Origin of the sequence: Amycolatopsis sp. 505, assembly GCF_031625235.1 — a bacterium.
Taxonomy (GTDB): domain Bacteria; phylum Actinomycetota; class Actinomycetes; order Mycobacteriales; family Pseudonocardiaceae; genus Amycolatopsis.
In genome coordinates, this window is the sequence record NZ_JACKQP010000006.1 from 1 (window position 1) to 18,172 (window position 18,172).

Here is an 18,172-nt window from a genome sequence, read left to right on the forward strand (position 1 = left end):
GTAGTGTTTCGGTGGTTATAGCGTCAGGGAAACGCCCGGTCCCATTCCGAACCCGGAAGCTAAGCCTGACAGCGCCGATGGTACTGCAACCGAAGGGTTGTGGGAGAGTAGGACACCGCCGAACTTACTTGAACGGAAGGCCCCGGTCGAGAACCCCACGGTTCTCCCGGGGCCTTCCGCTATTCCCGGGCCGGCCGCCGGAGCAGGTACGTGTCCATGATCCAGCCGCGCCGCTCCCGCGCCTCCGCCCGCACCTCACGGATGTGCGCCGCCAGCGCCGGGGTGAGCGGACCGGACAGCAGGATCTCGTCCGGCGTGCCGATGTAAGCGCCCCAGAAGATGTGCAGGCCCTCCGACGCGAAGCGGTCGAACGTCGTGTGGGCGTCCAGCAGCACGAACACGTCGTCGACGCCCTCCGGCCAGCCCGTCGCCAATCGGCGGCCGGTCGTCAGCTGGACCGCGCGGCCGATCTGGTTCATCGTCGTCCGGTGCCGGGCCACCAGCGCCGAGATGCTGCTGATGCCCGGGACGACCTCGTACTCGAACTCCACGTTCCCCCGGGCCAGCACCGCCTCGATCAGCGCGATCGTGCTGTCGTACAGCGACGGATCGCCCCACACCAGGAAGGCGCCGGATTCGGCGGGCCCCAGTTCCGAGCGGATCAGGTTCTCGTACACGGCCGCGCGGGCCGCGTGCCAGTCGGCGACCGCGGCCCGGTAGTCCGCCGGGGTCCGGTCGCGGGGCGGGTCCTCCGCCAGCACCACGCGGTAGCCCGGGCGCGTCACGAACCGGTCGAGGATCTCCTGCCGCAACCGGACCAGGTCGCTCTTCTCCGCCCCCTTGTCGAGCACGAAGAACACGTCGACGCGGTTGAGCCGGTCGATGGCCTGCACCGTCAGGTGCTCCGGGTCGCCGGCGCCGATCCCGATCGCGTAGATCTTCCGCATGCCGGGAGTGTGCCGGGGGCGATCGGTGAACCCCTACCCCCGATGGGTATAAAGGAAGAAGAGCGAAAGGAGCGGGAGATGGCCGAAGCGACCTACACCGTCGAGGGCATGACCTGCGGGCACTGCGCCACCTCGGTCCGCGAGGAGGTCTCCGAGATCGACGGCGTCCAAAGCGTGGACGTCGACGTCGAGAGCGGCCGCGTGACCGTGACCAGCGACGCGCCGCTGACCACCGACGCGGTCGCCGCCGCCGTCACCGAGGCCGGCTACCGCCTGGTCGCGTGAACTCCACCGAGGTGTCGGCCGCGGCCCGCGTCGAGCTCGCCATCGGCGGGATGACGTGCGCGTCCTGCGCGGCTCGCGTCGAGCGGAAGCTCAACAAGGTCGACGGCGTGACCGCGACGGTCAACTACGCCACCGAGAAAGCCCGGGTCAGCTACCCGAGCGGGCTCTCAGTCGACGACCTCAAGGCCGTCGTCGAAGCCGCCGGCTACTCGGCACGGCTGCCCGAGCCCGAGGCGCCGGATGACCCACGCGAGCTGCGCAAACGTTTGCTGGTGTCCGCCTCGCTCACTGTCCCGCTGGTCGTCGTCGCGATGGTCCCCGCCTGGCAGTCCGCGGCCTGGCCGTGGGTGTCGCTCGTCCTCGCCGCCCCGGTCGTGACCTGGGGCGCGTGGCCGTTCCATCGCGCCGCCGGGGTCAACCTGCGGCACGCCACCGCCACGATGGACACGCTGATCTCACTCGGCGTCGTCGCTTCCGTGGCCTGGTCGCTGTACGCGCTCCTTCTCGGCGACGGCCACCACCACCTGTACTTCGAGGTGGCCGCCGCGGTCACCACGTTCATCCTGGCCGGCCGCCACTTCGAGACGCGGTCGAAGCGCCGGGCCGGCGCCGCCCTCCGCGCCCTCATGGACCTCGGGGCGAAGGACGTCACCGTGCTCCTCGACGGCGAAGAGCACCTCGTCCCGATCAAGGACTTGCAGGTCGGTGCCGTCTTCGTGGCCCGGCCCGGCGAGAAGATCGCCACCGACGGCGTGGTCACCGAAGGCGGGTCGGCGGTCGACACCAGCATGCTGACCGGCGAGTCGGTCCCGGTCGAGGTCGGTCCGGGCGACGCGGTCACCGGTGCCACCGTCAACGTCGGCGGGCGGCTGCTCGTGCGCGCCACGCGCGTCGGCGCGGACACCCGGCTGGCGCAGATGGCGCGGCTCGTCGAGTCGGCGCAAAACGGCAAGGCCGAGGTCCAGCGCCTGGCCGATCGGGTCTCGGCGGTGTTCGTCCCGGCGGTCGTCTTCGCCGCGCTGGCGACCCTCGTCGGCTGGCTGGCGACCGGCGGCTCGGCGGACGCGGCGTTCACCGCGGCCGTGGCCGTGCTGATCATCGCCTGCCCGTGCGCGCTCGGCCTCGCGACGCCGACGGCACTGCTCGTGGGCACCGGCCGCGGTGCGCAGCTGGGCGTCCTGATCAAAGGGCCCGAGGTGCTCGAGTCGACCCGGCGCGTCGACACCGTCGTGCTCGACAAGACCGGCACCGTCACCACCGGCCGGATGACGCTCGTCGAGGGCGACGGCGAGGTGCTCCGGCTTGCGGGCGCCGTCGAGGCCGCTTCCGAACACCCGATCGGCCGCGCCATCGCCGACGCCGCCCGCGAGCGCTTCGGCGCATTGCCCGCCGTCACCGAATTCCGCAGCACGCCGGGTGTCGGCGTGGCCGGGGTGGTCGAAGGACGCGTCGTCAGCGTCGGGCGGGCGCCGGGTGGCGACGTGACCACGGTCGGGGTGACCTGGGACGGCGAGCTGCACGGGACGCTGGCCGTCGCCGACACGATCAAGCCGACGTCCGCGCGGGCCGTCGCCGAATTGCGGCAACTCGGCCTGGAGCCGATCCTGCTGACCGGTGACAACGCGGGCGTGGCGCGGGCGATCGCCGCCGAAGCCGGGATCGGCGAGATCGTCGCCGAGGTGCTGCCCGAGGGCAAGGTCGACGTCGTCAAGCGGCTGCAGGCGGAGGGCCGCGTGGTGGCGATGGTCGGTGACGGCGTCAACGACGCGGCCGCGCTCGCGCAGGCCGACCTGGGCCTGGCGATGGGCACGGGCACCGACGCGGCCATCGAAGCCGGCGACCTGACGCTGGTGCGAGGAGACCTGCGGGCCGCGGCCGACGCGATCCGGCTGGCCCGCCGCACCCTCGCCACGATCAAGGGGAACCTGTTCTGGGCGTTCGCCTACAACGTGGCGGCGCTGCCGCTCGCGGCGCTCGGCCTGCTCGACCCGATGATCGCGGGGGCGGCGATGGCCTGCTCGTCGGCCTTCGTGGTGAGCAACAGCCTGCGGTTGCGCCGGTTCCGCTGACACCCCGGGAGGGTATAGTCGGGGTGAGGAAGGCCGACGACGGGGACAGGTGGGCGATGACGGGTTACGGCACCGAGCGGGAAGCCTATCTGAAGCGCCTGCGCCGGATCGAGGGTCAGATCCGCGGGCTGCAGCGCATGGTCGAGCAGGACAAGTACTGCATCGACATCCTGACCCAGGTCTCCGCGGCGACGAAGGCGCTCCAGTCGTTCTCGCTCGAACTGCTCGACGAGCACCTGGCCACCTGCGTCGTCCAGGCGGCCGCGGCGGGCGGCGAGGACGCCGATCTGAAGGTCCGGGAAGCTTCGGACGCCATCGCGCGGCTGGTGCGGTCCTAGCGGACCAGCACGGCCAGGGTGAGGCCGCCCGCGTTCGTCGTGAAGTGCACGATCACCGACGCGAGCACGCCCCGGCCGAGGTGGCGCCACCAGTGCAGGAAGATCCCGGCGACGCCCGCCGCGGCCATCGCCAGCACCTGCAGCACCACCACCGGCGTCGAGCCGAACACGGCGTGCACGGCGGCGTTGCGGCCGATGGCGAGGGCAGGCAGCGCGTGCCAGAGCCCGAACAGCGCGGCCGAGCACAGGATCGGCGGCCAGCGCCACCGGTCGTCGTCCGCGCCGAACAGACCGGGCAGCACACCGCGGAACGCGACCTCCTCGATCAGGACCGTGCCGAACAGGATCCGGCCGCAGGTCAGCCACAGCAGCTGCGCGAAATCGGGGTCGCCGACGCGGCCGTCCTGGTAGACCGTGCGCAGCGACGGCACGGCCAGCGCGATCCCGAAGACGACCGCCACCGAAGCCGCGCCGGCCAGGCCGGCGAGCGCGGGACGCCGGAGCCGGCTCAGCCCCAGGTCCGTCCACGAGCAGCCGGCCGCCCGGCCCAGCGCGACCAGCACGAGCGCCGTCACCAGCCCGCACACCGGGTACGCCCAGCCGGGCAACACGCGGTTGGCCAGCGTGGTCGACGCGCCGAGCGTCATGACCGCGGCGACCAGCGCGAACACCCGCCGCGGGGGGAACGTCGCGGCTTCGGTCAAGGACCGGCTCCCGCGGTCCCGGTGAAGCCACCGTGGGGACTGCCGGCCGTCACGACGTCCTGACCTGCGCCGATGCCGCGGCGCAGGTCAACCTACCGCGTCGGTGAGGTCGTCCGCCGGTGACCGGCGCTGGATCGGCACTCTTTTCGACATCGGCAGGGTGGCTTCCGGGTCGAACGACGCGGGACGGTCGTCGAGGGCGACGGCCGCGTCGGCCAGCAGCGCCCGGCAGCCCGTCAGGCTCGCCTTGAGCTCGTCGCGGACCTCCGCGAGGGCCGTGACCTCGCGTTGCGCCGCCTCGACCAGGGATTCGCCGTGCTTGGTCGCGTCGGTGACCAGCTTCTCGGCCTTCTCCCGGGCCGCGGCCAGCTCGGTTTCCGCGGTCGTGACCAGGGTTTCGCCGTGTTGCCGCGCTTCGGCGACCAGCTGGTCGGCCTTCGCTCGGGCGGCCGCAGACTGCTCGGCCAGCTCGCGCATCGCGTCGGCGCGGCGCACGGTCATCGCGCGGGTGTGGTCCTCTTCCAGCTGGGCACGGCGGTGTGCCGCGGCCTCGTCGAGTTCCTTGCGACGCTGCTCGGCCGCGCGCAGGAGTTCCTCGTGCTCGGCGCGCTGCCGCTCGCGTTCGGCCTCCGCCTCGGCGACCAGCCGGCGTTCCTTCTCCGTGAGCCGGACGGCCTCCGCCTCGGCGTCCCGGCGGATCCGCTCCGCGGTTTCCGTTGCCGCCGCGGTGATTTCGGCCGCTTCCTCGCGGGTCAGCTCGATCATCCGGCGGGAGCGCTCCTGCAGGGCGTCCGCGGGGATCGGGGTCATGCTGATCCGGTCGATCTTGACACGCAGCTCGTGGTTCTCCTCGGCGAGCGCGGTCCCGCGGCGCCGCGCGGAGTCCCGCTCCGCGGTGAGTCTGCGGATCTCGGCCTCGGCCCACGCGACGTACTCCGCGACCTGGGCCCGGTGAAAACCGCGCCACGCCAGGTCGAATCCGGGCTGCGTGTTCGCCACGTCCTCGCCGCCGCCGGGGGCCATGCCTCACCTCCGAATTGGATGGTTTCTCCTGGGCCGCACGTTTTCCTTGCGGCACCGGGGATTTCCGTGTGCACTCCAGTGTGCCGCAAACCCGCCTCCGCGCGCTGCCCGGGCGGCCGATCATTCGTCGAGCGGTTCTCCGAGCCCGGTGGACGTGCTCCGGACGGCGGGCAGCTCGGCCAGTTCGGCGGCCAGGTCGTAGAGATCACCGCGGCCGTCCAGGCGCAGCGTCACGACCGCGATCCGTTGCCCCTCTTCGGAAACGGATTCGTGGTCGACCTCGACGTGGTGCACCGCCCACCCGCGCCCGGTGCACACGGCCAGCGCCGCGCGCAGCACGCCGTGGCCGTCGAGGTAGCTCAGCCGGACCACCGGTGGTTCCCGGCGGTGCCGGGCCACGAACCGCTGCAGCGGCGGGAAGCCCCGGGTCACCACGAAATGCCCGATCGTCGTGCCGGCCGCGAGCACCGGCAGCCCGGCCCCGCACGCCGTGCCGACCGCGGCGGTCAGCCAGATCGTCGCCGCCGTGGTCAGCCCGCGCACCGCGTCCCGGCGGACGAAGATCAGCCCGCCGCCGATGAAGCCGATGCCGGAAACGATCTGGGCGGCGATCCGCGACGGGTCGAGCGAGACGTGCTCGAAGCCGAGCAGATCGGCGAAGCCGTACTTCGACACCAGCATGAACACGGCCGAGCCGACGCCGACCAGGCTGTGCGTCCGCAGCCCGGCGGCCTTCATGCCGGCCTCGCGTTCGAGCCCGATGGCGACGCTCAGCACGAGTGCGAGCAGGACCGGCGGGAGCAGGCTCCACTGCGCCGGCGTGGACCACAGGGTGGGCAAGTTCGTGACCTCCAGGGTTTCCGGTGGCCGGCAAGCGGGGAGAACCGCGGCGCCGTCACCTGGGCATACTGGGCCGGACGCCCCCGATCGTGCCAGGCGAGGAGGACTCGTGACAGCGAGCCTGCCGGTTCCGGACTTCGTGGCCTACCGCGCCGTGCGCCGCGGCGTCCGCGACCTGCTCGGGGGACGGCCCGGCGCGGGGTTCCACCGGGTCCCGGCGTGTCCGGAGTGGACTGTCACGGACCTGCTCGGCCACCTCACGGCGATCGCCGGGCGGGTCCTGGCGCGCCACGGCGGCGGCCCGGTGTCGCCGGCCGGGGCCGTGGCGGTGCCGGAGCTGCTCGACCACTGGGACGACGTCGGCGAGGAGCTCGACCGGCGGCTCGAGGACGCGGGCGGGCGCAGTGGCGCGGTGATGGTGATGGACGCCTACACCCACGAGCTGGACCTGTGCGCGGCCCTCGGCGTCGCGCCGCCGGAGGACCACGCGGCCGAGGCGCCGAGCTTCGAAGTGCTGGTCAGCGGACTGTCCGGCTCGATCACGGCACGCCGGTTGCCGTCGCTGCGGCTGCGCACGACGTCGGGTGCGGAGTGGACGGCAGGTGCCGGCCGTCCGGCGGCGACGGTGACCGCGCCCACCCACGACCTCTACCGCTCCCTGGCCGGACGACGGTCCCTTGCCCAGCTCGCGGCTCTGGCCTGGAGCACGGCGCCCGAGCCGTGGCTGCCCGCGTTCGGCTGGGGGCCGTTCGCGCCGCCCGCCCAGCCGGGCGTCTGACGGGCGGCGGGGCTCAGCCGGACGGCGGGGTGACCGTCAGGAGGGCGGCCAGGGCCAGCACCACGACGCTGAGCAGCACCTCCACCACCACTGCCTGGCGCAGGCGGCGCAGGTCCGCCGTCACCGTCTTCGTCGCGCCTTCCGGCGGTGCCGCCGGGGTCAGGCTCCGGCGCACCGCCCGGCGGGAGCGGCTCGCCACCGCCAGCAGCACCGCGAAGCCCGCGATCTTCAGCAGGACCAGCAGGCCGAACCGGGTCGTCCAGAGGGACGACAGCGACGGCATGATGCGCAGCGCCAGCACGGCGCCGCTGAGCGCGACGGCCGTCACCGCTCCGCCCGCGATGCGGGAGAAGCGCATCGCCACGGGAACCAGGTCCTCGTCGGCTGCCGGGCGGTGGAGGCACAGGGCCAGCTGGGCCAGGCCGCCCGCCCAGACGGCGATCGCGCCGAAGTGCACCAGGTCCGCCGAGACCGAGACGAACATGATCGGGTCGGTGACCGGGTGGCCGGTGGCCGAGAACGTCAGCAGCACGAGGAAGCCGGTCACCACGGCCAGGTTCTCGTAGCGGGAGCGCAGCCGTTCCGGCAGGTCCGGCCGCAGCAGCCGGGGCAGCAGCAGCGCCAGCACGGCCACCGCGGCCAGCCGGAGCAGCAGCAGCTTCCCGTAGGCGACGCGCAGGGTGTCCGCCAGAAGCCGGGTGTCGAACACCGCTTCGAGGTTCCGCCCGGTCGCGTACGGGCCCTGCAGCACGAACGCCGCGACGGTCGTCGCCGCGACGAGGCCGGCGCCCCAGCGCAGCAGCCGCCGGGCACGGGGGTCGGCGCGGGCCGCCGGACGGCACAGCACCACGAACGCCAGCCCGCCGAGCAGCACGACTCCGAGGTAGGCCAGCCAGCGCACGCCCGTCGACACGGCGTCGACGGCCGCGTCGGTGCCGGTCGCCGCCGACACCGCGCCGGCCGACGTCACCAGCGGCCCGGTGCCCACCACGAACGCGAAGGTGCCGCGCACCGGGTGGGAGTCGGCCGAGACGAAGGCGTATTCGACCAGATAGCTGCCGTCCGGCAGGCCCGGCTTCAGCCGCACCGCGAGCTGCTCGGCGACGTCGCCGGGCTGGAACACCGGCCCGGTGTCGGCCCGCGTGCCCGCGAGGTCGACGACCTTGATCGACCCGGGCTGGATCCCGACGTTCTCCGAAAGGGTGACCGACACCAGGGGCGGCGCCGCGCTCAGGCGGGCGCCGTCCCCCGGGGCCGACGAGACGATCTCGACGTGGGCCGAAGCCGGAACGGCGCCGAGCACGAGCCAGCCGGTGAGGAAGGCCAGCAGGGCCAGCGCTCGCTTCACGACGCGGCGAGGGCGGCCTTCGGCAGCCCGCAGACGCAGCCGCTCAGCTCGTGCTCGGCGACCGAGGCACGCCGGTGCAGGACGACCGCGACGATCATCGGGATGGTGACGATCGTGTTGTAGAACAGGTGTAGTTCCACTCGCGGCACGAGCAGCTGGATGATGCTCGTGGGCACCTTCTGCCCGGCCAGCCGCCAGCCCGACTGCGCCTGGATGAACAGCAGCAGGTGCTCGATGTGGTGCCAGAACTGGATGGCGAGCGCGAGGTTCCACCACTGCCGCGACCGGCCGGCGAAGCCGTACCGCAGGATCCACAGGAACACCAGCATCACGAGCGCGTAGCCGTAGTGCAGCCATTCCTGCGAAATGAGCCACGGGAACGGCATCCCGAGCACTCCCCGCGCCCGCGAGGTGGGCCACCCGAACCCGTAGATCTGCACGGCTTGGACGATGTGCTCGGCCCAGTGGGCCACCACGATCACCATGAACACGGCGAGGGCCCGGTTGTGGTACTTCCCGTTGAGCGTCCCCAGGAAGCCGGCCGGCCGAACGAACTCGGAGGTCGACATGCAAGTGCCCCTTCTCGAAGGACCGAATCTCGGCTTTCCGACGATAAGCCTCCCGGCGGCCCGCTCCGTTACTCCGGATTGCCCATTTCGCGGGGTCGGCCGGCCGCACCCCGGGGCGGCTCAGTGCAGGGTGAGGCCGTCGGAGAGCTCCGGCTTCGGGGGGATCCGGAACAGCTTGGTGAACAGCTCCAGGTGCGCGAACGCGCCTTCGATCTTCACCCGGCCGGACGCCATCGCCTCGGCCGCGGTCAAGTCGCCGTTGAACAGGTCGATCAGCACCGGCCCCTGCGGCTCGATGACGATGTCCGCCGAGGGGTGGTCGCCGCTGCTCACCTTCAGCGTTCCGTCGTCGATCATGGCGTGGACGATCAGCGAGCCGCTGTGGCGCACCACGTACGTCACGTGCACGCCGCGTGCGGCTTCCTCCTGGAACGTCGTGTAGAGCGAGAGGATGGCGGCGTCGGTGGTGAAGACGTCGTCGCCCTTCGGGTGGCCGAGCGAGCGCGCGCCCCACAGCCCGAGGTCCAGCAGGATGTGGTCCAGTTCGCTGCCGTACTCGGTGAGCTCGTAGACCAGGCCGGCGTCGAGCTGCGGCAGGACGCGGCGGCGGACGACGCCGGCCTGCTCCAGCTCGTTGAGCCGGGACGACAGGATGCTCGCCGGGATGCGGGGCAGGCCTCGCTGCAGGTCCGTGAAGCGCTTCGGGCCGAGGATCAGGTCGCGGATGACGAGCATGGACCACCGCTCGCCGATGATTTCGAGAGCACGCGCCAGTCCGCAGAACTGTCCGTAGGTGCGTGTGGTCGTCATACTCGGTCCTCACTGTGGGTCGCATCGGACGCTCGGGATCCAGGTTGACGACCCGCTCGGCCGCCGGGCCAGTGCGGTGTGCACGCCTTCGCTGTGGATTTCACGGGAGGTGCCGTGTGTTTCGCATCCCGGGCAGGTGTACTGCGCACTGGCCGCAGGTCCGGCCGCCGGAGAAGAATCCGGTTTCTCGGATTGTGCGCACCGGCGGCAGGGAGTTGAAATGAGCGGATCGGCCGTGCACCCCGCCTTCCACCCGTCGACGTCGCACGCGCGCGGCCGCGTGCTCGGCTTCAAACGGCACCTGCGCGCCGAGGTCAGCAACGGCAACGGCGCGTACCTGTTCTCCGAACGCGGGGTCATCGCGATGCGGGGCGCCCGCATCGAATCGCTCGCGCCGCTGCTGGACGGGACGTGGGAACTGGCCGACGTGCTCGGTGCGCGGCCGGACGGGATGGCGCCCGAGGAGGTCGCGGCGCTGGTGGCCCAGCTCGTCGAGGCGGGCCTGGTGGCCGTGCGCGAGGCGGCCGGGCCCGGGGCCGACGAACGGGAGCTCGCCTACTGGGACGCGTGCGGCATCGACGCCGGCGAGGTCGCGGCCGGCGACACCCGCGGCAGCATCCGGCTGATCGCGGTCGGCGAGGACGTCGACACGCGGCCCGTCGAGCAGGCGCTGGCGGGCGCGGCCCTCGACGTCGTCGGCGGGACCGGCGAGCCCGACCTGAGCGTGGTCCTGTGCACCGACTACCTCGACCCGCGGCTGGGCGAGGTCGACGCCGAGCACCGCCGCACCGGACGGCCGTGGCTGCTGGCGCGCCCGTTCGGCGCCCAGGTCTGGATCGGGCCGGTGTTGCGGCCGCACGAGTCGGCGTGCTGGATGTGCCTGACCAACCGGCTGTGGGCCCACCGGCACGCCGAAGCGTGCGCCCAGGAGGTCCTCGGTCACGTCGGCCCCGCGCGCCACCCCGCCGCCGCGCTGCCGCCGCTCACCGCGGCGGCGGCCCACCTGGTGGCGCTGGAGGCCAGCAAGTGGCTGGCCGGCTACCGCCACCGCGGCCAGGAGAGCGTCTGGGTGCTCGACACCCTCAGCCTGCAGGGCGAGCTGCACCAGCTGCGCCGCCGCCCGCAGTGCCCCGGCTGCGGGGACGCCACGCTCGTGACCCAGCGGTCCGCCCGGCCGATCGAGCTGCGGGAGGCCCGGAAGGCCACCTCGACCGGCGGGGGGCACCGCACCGCGACGCCGGCCCAGATGCTCGAGCGGTACCGGCACCTCGTCAGCCCGGTCACCGGGATCGTGAAGGCGGTCCGGCCCGACCCGGCGGCGCCGCCGTTCGTCAACGCCTACCGGTCGGGGACGAACGTCGCCCGCGCCCTCACCGGCGTCGTCGGGCTGCAGGCCGGGCTGCGCGGGGAGAACGGCGGCAAGGGCGTCAGTCCCCTCGACGCCGAGGTCGGCGCGCTCTGCGAAGCGGCGGAGCGCTTCTCCGGCAACTTCCAGGGTGACGAACTGCGGATCCGGGCCTCGTTCGACGACCTCGGCGCGGAGGCGGTCCACCCCAACGACTGCATGCTGTTCGCCGAGCGGCAGTACCGGGAGCGCGCGGCCTGCAACGCGGCGCACGGACTGTTCCAGCACGTCGGCGCGCCCTTCGACACCTCGGACGTGATCGACTGGACCCCGGTGTGGACGCTGGCGGGCCGGCGCCGCCTCCTGCCGACCGGGTTCCTGTACTACGGCGCGCCCACCGGCTGCGGGATCCGCGGCCTGCGCCCGGACTCCAACGGCGCGGCGGCCGGCAGCAGCCTCGAGGACGCCGTCCTGCAAGGCACCCTGGAGCTCGTCGAACGGGACGCCGTCGCGTTGTGGTGGTACAACCGGACGCCGGTGCCGGGGGTGGATCTCGCGTCCTTCGGCGACCCGTGGCTGGAGGAGATGATCGGCGGCTACGCGGGCATCGGCCGCGAGCTGTGGGCGCTCGACGTGACGTCGGACCTCGGCGTCCCGGTGGTCGTGGCGCTCTCGCGGCGCACCGACGGGCCGCACGAGCACGTCATCTTCGGCTTCGGGGCCCACCTCGACCCGCGGATCGCCCTCCGCCGCGCGGTCACCGAGCTGAACCAGATGATCCCCGACGTGCTCCAGTTCGGACACGAGCTCGACGACCCGGACGCGGCCCGCTGGCTCCGGTACGCGACGGTCGCCAACCAGCCGTACCTCCGGCCCGCCGCGGGCGTGCGGATGCGCGTCCCGGCGGACTTCCGGTTCGTCCACCGCCCGGACGTGCGCGACGACGTGGTGGCGCTGGGCCGGACGCTGGCGGCGGCCGGCACGGAACTGCTCGTGCTCGACCAGACCCGGCCCGACGTGGGGATCCCGGTGGTCAAGGTGCTCGCGCCGGGGCTGCGGCCGTTCTGGGCCCGCTACGCGCCCGGACGACTGTTCGACGTTCCGGTGCGGCTGGGCAGGCTCGCCGAGCCGACGCCGTACGAGCGGCTCAACCCGTTCCCCATCTTCCTCTAGCACCCTGGAGTGTCCCGGAAGAGCACTTCACCCCTCGCGTAGGAGCACCCGTTGACCCCCGACAGCCCGGAGGGACGCGCCGAAACGATCCGGTTGCTGTCCCTGACCGAGGACACCCTGCTCGAAGCCGCGGACGACGGGACGCTCGTCGCCGTCACGTGGTGGGGGGAGTACGAGTTCCCCGGCACGCCCGAGGAAGTCCGCGCGTCGCTCGACCGGATGGTGCTCGGCCCGGTGACCATGGCCAACCTGGCCGTGACCGGCCAGGACGAGTCGCGGGTGTCGCTGCGGAAGGTGCTCAACCGGCTCTCCGGTTCGGTGGTGCACTCCCTCGCGCTCAACGACGGCCAGGGGCCGTTGCTGTCGGCGATCCCGGTGACGCAGAACCCCGCGTTCCCGGTCGGCCCGCTGCCGGCGGCGCGGCGCGTCCGGCTCTCGCGGTTCACCTCGCTGCGCGCCGACGGTGGCACGCTGCTCGCCGAGTCGGCGGGAGCGCGGTACAAGGTCGTCTTGTCCAGCTCGCCCGCCGTGGTGATCGCGTCGTCGCTGGCCGCGCCGAGAACGGTCGACGAGCTGGCCGGGACGGCCGGGGTGCCCTCGGCCGTCGTGGCCGACGTCCTGTCCTTCCTCGTCGCCGCCGGGGTGGTGCTGCTCGCCCGGCCCGACGGCGGGTTCGCCGAGTCCGGCGGGCCCGACCTCAGTGTCTGGTCGCCGGACGACCTGCTGTTCCACACCCGCAGCCGGACCTGGCAGAAGGGGGCGGCGCCGGATCCGGACGCGGCTCGCGAGATGCGCGAGCCGCCCGTGGTCAAGCAGGTCACCGCGGGGCCGACGTTCCCGCTGTACCGGCCGGACCCGGCCGTGCTGGCGGCCAGGGACCCGACGCTGACCAGCCTGCTCGAGCGCGACCACACCCGCCCGGAGTTCAGCGAGCGCGCCCTGCCGGCGCGGCTGATCGGCGAGTTCCTGTTCCGGGCGGCCCGGGTCCGCTCGGTCGGCCCGGCGCACCTGCCCGGCGGCCTGGCGCACGAGGCGTCGCAACGGCCGTACTTCAGCGTCGCCTGCCTGTACGAGCTCGAGATCTACGTCGGCATCAACCGCTGCGACGACCTGACCCGCGGGATCTACCACTACGACCCGCTGTGGCACACGCTCACCCTGATCAACGACGACCTCCCGGTCCTGGACGGCCTGCTGGACATGGCGATGGTCGCCGCGGGCGGCCACGCCCGGCCGTCGGTGCTGCTGACGATGACGGCCCGCATGTCGCGGATCGCCTGGGTCCTCGGCGGGGCGGCGTACGCCACGACCCTGCTCCACGTCGGGGCGCTGCAGCAGGTGTTCTCCCTCGCCGCGAAGGCCATGGGGCTGACCGCGCACGCCGTGCCCGTGGACGCCGGCGACCGCGTCGACCGGGCGCTGAAGCTCGAGTGGCCCGCCGAGGTCAGCGTCGGCGAATGTGTCCTGAACTTGCCCGGGTGAGCCCGGTGGCGGGAATGCCCGGATCGCGGTTCCGGCTGTTAGATTTGCCGGGCGGACGTCTGGGGAGGTTCCGCGAGGGGGCAACTGGGGTACTGGGGAGGCGCAGCGGTGGTTTCGGCGGCGAAACCGGCCGGTCCGGCCGGGCCCGGCAAGCGCCGGGTCCGTCGTGGCTTCGTCCCGCGGGCGGGACCCGCGCGGCCCGGGGCCGTGGACGGTCCGGCGGGCCGCCCGTTCCCGCCGCGGCCGGCCCGGTTCGCGCAAGCCGGCGGCTGCGTCGCCATCGGGCTGCTCTGTCTCCTCATCCCGCTGCAGGAGGCGGCGGACCGGGCGGTGGTCCTGGCCGCCTGCGGGTGCGGCGGGGCGCTGGTCCTGGTCCACCTGGCCGCGTTCGGGCGCAGGCGGACCCGGTTCCGTGGCACCGCGCTGGCGTTGGAGGCCGTGCTGGGCCTGGCCCCGGTGCCGGAGTTCGGCGCGGCATGGGCCGTGTTCAGCTGTTTCTTCCTGGGCAGCCTGCCGCTGGTGGCCCGGCTGCGCGTCGCCGTCCCGGTGCTGGTGCTCGTGACGGCCGGGGCCGGGGCACTGGCCGTGCGGGCCGCCGGGCCGGCGGCCGTCGCGGACGGCCTGCGAGCCGCGCTGCTCACCGCGGTGACGGCCTTCGCGGTGTTCGGGCTGGCGTGGCTCGCCGGCGCGGCCGCCCTGGACGAGGACGGCAGGCGGGAGGTCGCCGCCCAGGTGGTCGCCGAGGAACGCCGCCGGTTCTCCCGGGACACCCACGACCTGCTCGGCCTGAGCCTCTCGGCGATCACGCTCAGGGTGGAGCTGATCCGGCGCCTGGTCGACGACAGCCCGCAGGCCGCGCAGGCCGAGCTGGCCGAACTGCTCACGATCTCCCGCAAGGCGCTGGCGGACGTCCGGGCGATCGCGGCGGGGTCCCGGGAGATGTCGCTGGCGGAGGAGTGCCGGTCCGCCGCCTCGGTGCTGCGGGCGGCGGGCATCACGGTCGGCTTCGACGGGCAGCTGCCCGGCGACCTGCCGTCGCCGGTGGCGACGACCTTGGCGGCGGTCCTGCGCGAGAGCGTCACGAACGTCATCCGGCACAGCAAGGCCGTCTGGTGCGACTTCTCGGTCGTGGCGGCGGCGGGCGCGGTGCGGCTGCAGGTGGCCAACGACGGGGTCCCGTCCGCCGGCGAAGACCCGCCCGCGGGCGAGAACCGCGGCTCCGGGCTGCGGAACCTCACCTACCGCGTGGAAGCCCTCGGCGGCGAGCTGTCGGTGGGGGTGCGGCCGGACGGGACGCACCGGCTGTGCGCGGTCGTCCCGCTGCGGGCACCGGCCTGATGAACGGCGTCCGGAGCCGTTACAGCCATTCGGCTTCGGTGGCGATCCGGATCGCGTGGACCCGGTTGCGCGCGTTCAGCTTCGTCACGGACGCGGCCAGGTAGTTGCGGACCGTTCCGGGCGACAGGAACAGGTCCGCGGCGATGTCGGACACGTTGCGGCCGCGGGCCGCCAGCGAAAGGATCTCCAGCTCACGGGGGGTGAGCGGGCAGTCGTCGGCTTCCCAGGCGGACAGGGCGAGCTCGCTGTCGATGACGCGACGGCCGACGGCCACCGAGCGGACCGCGTTCGCCAGCTTGTCCGAAGGCGCGTCTTTCAGCAGGAAGCCGTTCACCTTGGCGTCCAGGGCGCGGCGGACGGTGCCCGGCCGGCCGAGGCTGGTGAGGATCAGGGTGTGGCATTCCGGCAGGCTTTCGTGGATCTCGGTGGCCGCCGTCAGACCGTCCTTCCCGGGCAGATCGATGTCGATGACGGCGACGTCCGGATGGGCCGCCTTCGCCGCGGGGAGGATCTCGTCGCCGGAATCGACTTCCGCGACCACTTCGATGTCGGATTCGAGGTTGAGCAAGGCGACAAGCGCGCCGCGGACCATATCCATGTCCTCGGCCAGCAAAACTCTGATCACGGTGTGACCTCACTTCCCCCAGCAGGACGGTCTCCCCGTGAGAATGGTACGCCACCGGATCCCGCCGGAAGGCAATTTCCGCCGCCCGGAATGCCGGCGATCGGCGCCGTCCCCACGACGCTCGATCGCCGGCCGGAAGCCCGGCGTGACCGCCTTCCCCGGTTCGGCGGACGCGCTCAGACCGCCACGGGCCGCCGGACGGCCGACGGCCGCAGGTCCGGCAGCGCCAGCAGTACCGGCGGGTCGAAGCTGTGGCGCGGCCGCAGCCGTACGTCGGCCAGCACGGCGGTGACCCCGCGGTGCACCGGCACCGGGCCGGCGAGCCCGGTGTAGGGCCGTGGCCCGCGGTCGTCGTCGTAGCCGGCGGCGAAGGCGTGGGCGATGACGTACCAGGCGCCGGGCGGCACGTCGGCCAGCGCGTACGGTCCCGGCCCGGACAGGATCGCGTACCGCGCGGGACGGCCTTCGGTGATCTTCGCCGGGAACAAGCCGACGAATACGGTGCCTGCGGTCCCGTACGGGCAGCGGATGTTCCCGCGCAGGGTGCTGCCCGAGGGGGCCTGGTCAGCGCGTTCGAGGATCCGCGGCGGCAGGCCCCTGGTCTGCCGGTAGCCGCTCGGTGACAGCCCCACGCTGCCGCTGAAGCGGGCGCTGAAGGTGCCGACGCTGTTGTAGCCGACCTGGTGGCTGATGTTGGCCACGGAGGTGCTCGTCGTCGCGAGCAGCCGTTTGGCCTCGGCCAGCCGCAGCGCGGACAGGAACCGGCCGGGGGAAAGCCCGGTCGCCCGCAGGAACACACGGGTGAAGTGGAACTTGCTGAACATGGCGGCCCGGGCGAGGTCGTCGACGGTGAGACGGTCACCCAGGTGGTCCCGCATGGTCGTGATGGCGCGCGCCATGGCCTGTCGTACAACCTCGTCCATGGTGGCCCTCCTCCCCTCGCCTGGCGTCGGTAGCCGCGTTCCCCTGTGAAACGCGTGGCCGCTGGCGGAATGCTTGTCGAAAAGAACTCTAGATCGGACGCTGTCTACTTCTTAAGTGCTCAGTGCACCGTTCCGGATGGGTTTCGCACAGGCCGGACATGCGTTTTGCATATGGTCCGCCTACCGCGGTTTCCGGCGGCCCGGACGGGTATGTCCTCCGATGGATGGCCGTGCGTTCCCGTCGCGTATCGCGATGGCGCGAGCGCGAAAAGTGATCGAAACGGCGTTATCCGGTCGCTTGCTGCCCTCTGATACTCCATTCGGCGGAAGTCGCCGCACTGCGCGGAGCAGGCATAAAACACATATGCCCGGTGATGTGGGCACTAGTTCCCGACGGTCCGCGAGCGGACTATTTATGGCACGTGAAGCCTTCTACTTCGCCACTGGGAGATCTCAATGTCCGCACGTATTTCCGCTGACGTCCGCGCGCTTTTCGTCGATCTGGGGGTCGAGGTCGAAAACGCCGATTCGATCGAGACCGGTCTCGTGATCGACTGTTTCGATCAAGGGGGGAGCCGCGTCGACTCGAGGGTGTGCTTCTCCATCTGCGGGCCGAACATCGAAGCGCTGCGCGAGGTGGAACTCGCCGCGTGAGCCGGTTCCGGCTGCCGTCCACACTGGTCCGGGCCTGAGGGAGCCGGTCTCCCGGGTGCATTCGCCCCGGAGGCCGGCTCCCTCGGCGTGCGCCTGACGTCCACTGGGGACAGTCGATCGGAAAATTTCCCACCACGCAAATTGCTTTGCTACCTCCGGTAGTCGTCCGAGCGCGTCCTGTTGTGGTCGGATCGAATTGCTTCGAGGTTTACGTGCATTCTCCGAGGTGAACCCTCTTGGCCCAACCGGGAGTCCCGCGGAAATGTTTAACTGAGGCCCTGGGGAGTTGTGAAGGCGGAGGCGCCTCGTGATCAAAGTGCTCGTGGCCGAAGACATGCACATAGTCCGGAGCGCGCTCGTGGCGCTCTTGCGGCTGGAGCCCGACATCGAGGTGGTGGCCGAAGTCGCTTCCGGGACCGAGATCCTTCCCGCGGCCCGGGCCAGCGAAGCGCACGTCGCCATCATCGACATCGACCTGCCGGGCAAGGACGGCCTCACCGCGGCCGGTGAGCTGCGCGAGCAGCTGCCGCGCTGCCGCACCCTCATCCTCACCGGCCTGGGCCGTCCGGGCACGCTCCGGCGCGCGCTGGACGCGCGGGTGAGCGGGTTCCTGCTGAAGGACGCGCCGCCGGGCGAGCTGGCCCACGCGGTCCGCGGCGTCGCGGCCGGACGGCGGATGGTGGACGGCGACCTGGCCCTGGCGGCCTGGGACAGCGACGACTGCCCGCTGACCGGCCGCGAGCTCGACGTGCTGCGGCTGACCTCCCAGGGGTACGGGACGGTCGAGGTGGCGGCCCGGCTGTACCTGTCGGCGGGCACGGTGCGGAACTACCTGACGACGGTGGTGTCGAAGCTGGGGGCCCGCAACCGGGTGGACGCGATCCGGCGGGCCCAGGAGTCCGGCTGGATCTGAAGCGCCGG

General features: G+C 72.6%; 18 protein-coding genes and 1 rRNA gene. 10 read left to right on the forward strand and 9 right to left on the reverse strand.

Features of this window, described 5'->3' with window-relative positions:
• Positions 1 to 7: 7 nt before the first annotated feature.
• A 5S ribosomal RNA gene (gene rrf, locus H5965_RS22405) occupies positions 8 to 124 on the forward strand.
• A 55-nt stretch (positions 125 to 179) separates the two neighbouring features.
• Here the strand turns inward: rrf and cobF are convergent.
• Positions 180 to 947, reverse strand: a complete 768-nt coding sequence (cobF, locus tag H5965_RS22410; RefSeq protein ID WP_310972042.1) for a precorrin-6A synthase (deacetylating) — start codon at positions 945 to 947, stop codon at positions 180 to 182.
• A gap of 78 nt (positions 948 to 1,025) precedes the next feature.
• Here cobF and H5965_RS22415 point away from each other — a divergent pair, with 78 nt between their 5' ends.
• From H5965_RS22415 to H5965_RS22425, 3 genes are read left to right on the forward strand one after another with little or no spacing between them, the layout of a single operon-like run.
• A complete protein-coding gene (locus H5965_RS22415; protein ID WP_191307862.1) occupies positions 1,026 to 1,232 on the forward strand; it encodes a heavy-metal-associated domain-containing protein in 207 nt (68 codons plus the stop codon).
• Positions 1,229 to 3,301, forward strand: a complete 2,073-nt coding sequence (locus H5965_RS22420; RefSeq protein ID WP_310972044.1) for a heavy metal translocating P-type ATPase — start codon at positions 1,229 to 1,231, stop codon at positions 3,299 to 3,301. The genes H5965_RS22415 and H5965_RS22420 overlap by 4 nt, the downstream gene beginning before the upstream one ends.
• Before the next feature lie 56 nt (positions 3,302 to 3,357).
• Positions 3,358 to 3,639, forward strand: a complete 282-nt coding sequence (locus H5965_RS22425; RefSeq protein ID WP_310972045.1) for a metal-sensitive transcriptional regulator — start codon at positions 3,358 to 3,360, stop codon at positions 3,637 to 3,639.
• Here H5965_RS22425 and H5965_RS22430 read toward each other — a convergent pair.
• The 3 genes from H5965_RS22430 to H5965_RS22440 form a co-directional block, all read right to left on the reverse strand.
• Positions 3,636 to 4,286, reverse strand: coding sequence for a CPBP family intramembrane glutamic endopeptidase (locus H5965_RS22430; protein WP_310972664.1), 651 nt, complete (start codon positions 4,284 to 4,286; stop codon positions 3,636 to 3,638). The two genes, H5965_RS22425 and H5965_RS22430, sit on opposite strands and share 4 nt — an antisense overlap.
• Before the next feature lie 144 nt (positions 4,287 to 4,430).
• The gene (locus tag H5965_RS22435) at positions 4,431 to 5,366 is read right to left on the reverse strand and encodes a M protein (RefSeq protein WP_310972047.1); all 936 of its coding nucleotides are present in this window, start codon (positions 5,364 to 5,366) and stop codon (positions 4,431 to 4,433) included.
• A 120-nt stretch (positions 5,367 to 5,486) separates the two neighbouring features.
• A complete protein-coding gene (locus H5965_RS22440; RefSeq protein WP_310972048.1) occupies positions 5,487 to 6,206 on the reverse strand; it encodes an MgtC/SapB family protein in 720 nt (239 codons plus the stop codon).
• Positions 6,207 to 6,315: 109 nt separating this feature from the next.
• On the opposite strand from H5965_RS22440, the gene H5965_RS22445 reads away from it, so the two are divergent.
• A complete protein-coding gene (locus H5965_RS22445; protein WP_310972050.1) occupies positions 6,316 to 6,984 on the forward strand; it encodes a maleylpyruvate isomerase family mycothiol-dependent enzyme in 669 nt (222 codons plus the stop codon).
• Between the two features lie 13 nt (positions 6,985 to 6,997).
• Here H5965_RS22445 and H5965_RS22450 read toward each other — a convergent pair whose 3' ends face one another.
• From H5965_RS22450 to H5965_RS22460, 3 genes are all read right to left on the reverse strand, one after another.
• The gene (locus H5965_RS22450; protein WP_310972052.1) at positions 6,998 to 8,332 is read right to left on the reverse strand and encodes a CopD family protein; all 1,335 of its coding nucleotides are present in this window, start codon (positions 8,330 to 8,332) and stop codon (positions 6,998 to 7,000) included.
• Entirely contained in the window at positions 8,329 to 8,901 is a 573-nt protein-coding gene (locus H5965_RS22455; protein ID WP_310972054.1) for a hypothetical protein, read from the reverse strand. The genes H5965_RS22450 and H5965_RS22455 overlap by 4 nt, the downstream gene beginning before the upstream one ends.
• A gap of 120 nt (positions 8,902 to 9,021) precedes the next feature.
• Positions 9,022 to 9,711, reverse strand: a complete 690-nt coding sequence (locus H5965_RS22460; protein ID WP_310972055.1) for a winged helix-turn-helix transcriptional regulator — start codon at positions 9,709 to 9,711, stop codon at positions 9,022 to 9,024.
• 220 nt (positions 9,712 to 9,931) lie between these two features.
• Between H5965_RS22460 and H5965_RS22465 the strand changes: the two genes are divergently transcribed.
• The 3 genes from H5965_RS22465 (at position 9,932) to H5965_RS22475 (ending at position 15,049) form a co-directional block, all read left to right on the forward strand.
• Positions 9,932 to 12,229, forward strand: coding sequence for a TOMM precursor leader peptide-binding protein (locus tag H5965_RS22465; RefSeq protein ID WP_310972056.1), 2,298 nt, complete (start codon positions 9,932 to 9,934; stop codon positions 12,227 to 12,229).
• Between the two features lie 51 nt (positions 12,230 to 12,280).
• On the forward strand, positions 12,281 to 13,711 hold the full coding sequence (locus H5965_RS22470; protein WP_310972057.1) for a SagB/ThcOx family dehydrogenase: 1,431 nt from the start codon (positions 12,281 to 12,283) through the stop codon (positions 13,709 to 13,711).
• A gap of 108 nt (positions 13,712 to 13,819) precedes the next feature.
• Positions 13,820 to 15,049, forward strand: coding sequence for a histidine kinase (locus H5965_RS22475; RefSeq protein ID WP_310972059.1), 1,230 nt, complete (start codon positions 13,820 to 13,822; stop codon positions 15,047 to 15,049).
• 19 nt (positions 15,050 to 15,068) lie between these two features.
• On the opposite strand, the gene H5965_RS22480 is transcribed toward H5965_RS22475, so the two are convergent.
• Together H5965_RS22480 and H5965_RS22485 are read right to left on the reverse strand one after the other, a co-directional pair.
• On the reverse strand, positions 15,069 to 15,674 hold the full coding sequence (locus tag H5965_RS22480) for a response regulator transcription factor (protein ID WP_310972060.1): 606 nt from the start codon (positions 15,672 to 15,674) through the stop codon (positions 15,069 to 15,071).
• Between the two features lie 176 nt (positions 15,675 to 15,850).
• Positions 15,851 to 16,597: an AraC family transcriptional regulator gene (locus H5965_RS22485; protein ID WP_310972061.1), complete on the reverse strand. Its 747-nt coding sequence runs from the start codon at positions 16,595 to 16,597 to the stop codon at positions 15,851 to 15,853.
• Between the two features lie 456 nt (positions 16,598 to 17,053).
• On the opposite strand from H5965_RS22485, the gene H5965_RS22490 reads away from it, so the two are divergent.
• Together H5965_RS22490 and H5965_RS22495 are read left to right on the forward strand one after the other, a co-directional pair.
• Complete coding sequence (locus tag H5965_RS22490) at positions 17,054 to 17,251, forward strand: hypothetical protein (RefSeq protein ID WP_310972063.1); 198 nt, start codon at positions 17,054 to 17,056, stop codon at positions 17,249 to 17,251.
• Positions 17,252 to 17,558: 307 nt separating this feature from the next.
• Positions 17,559 to 18,164 carry a response regulator transcription factor gene (locus H5965_RS22495; RefSeq protein WP_310972064.1) on the forward strand — a complete coding sequence of 202 codons (606 nt, stop codon included), beginning with the start codon at positions 17,559 to 17,561 and terminating at the stop codon, positions 18,162 to 18,164.
• The last annotated feature ends 8 nt before the right edge of the window (positions 18,165 to 18,172 follow it).

What these genes read in the sequence shown, in the direction of transcription:
- cobF (WP_310972042.1), bottom strand. Translation starts at nt 947, where the DNA reads ATGCGGAAGATCTACGCGATCGGGATCGGCGCCGGCGACCCGGAGCAC.
- H5965_RS22415 (WP_191307862.1), top strand. Translation starts at nt 1,026, where the DNA reads ATGGCCGAAGCGACCTACACCGTCGAGGGCATGACCTGCGGGCACTGC.
- H5965_RS22425 (WP_310972045.1), top strand. Translation starts at nt 3,358, where the DNA reads ATGACGGGTTACGGCACCGAGCGGGAAGCCTATCTGAAGCGCCTGCGC.
- H5965_RS22430 (WP_310972664.1), bottom strand. Translation starts at nt 4,286, where the DNA reads ATGACGCTCGGCGCGTCGACCACGCTGGCCAACCGCGTGTTGCCCGGC.
- H5965_RS22435 (WP_310972047.1), bottom strand. Translation starts at nt 5,366, where the DNA reads ATGGCCCCCGGCGGCGGCGAGGACGTGGCGAACACGCAGCCCGGATTC.
- H5965_RS22455 (WP_310972054.1), bottom strand. Translation starts at nt 8,901, where the DNA reads ATGTCGACCTCCGAGTTCGTTCGGCCGGCCGGCTTCCTGGGGACGCTC.
- H5965_RS22460 (WP_310972055.1), bottom strand. Translation starts at nt 9,711, where the DNA reads ATGACGACCACACGCACCTACGGACAGTTCTGCGGACTGGCGCGTGCT.
- H5965_RS22465 (WP_310972056.1), top strand. Translation starts at nt 9,932, where the DNA reads ATGAGCGGATCGGCCGTGCACCCCGCCTTCCACCCGTCGACGTCGCAC.
- H5965_RS22485 (WP_310972061.1), bottom strand. Translation starts at nt 16,597, where the DNA reads ATGGACGAGGTTGTACGACAGGCCATGGCGCGCGCCATCACGACCATG.
- H5965_RS22490 (WP_310972063.1), top strand. Translation starts at nt 17,054, where the DNA reads ATGTCCGCACGTATTTCCGCTGACGTCCGCGCGCTTTTCGTCGATCTG.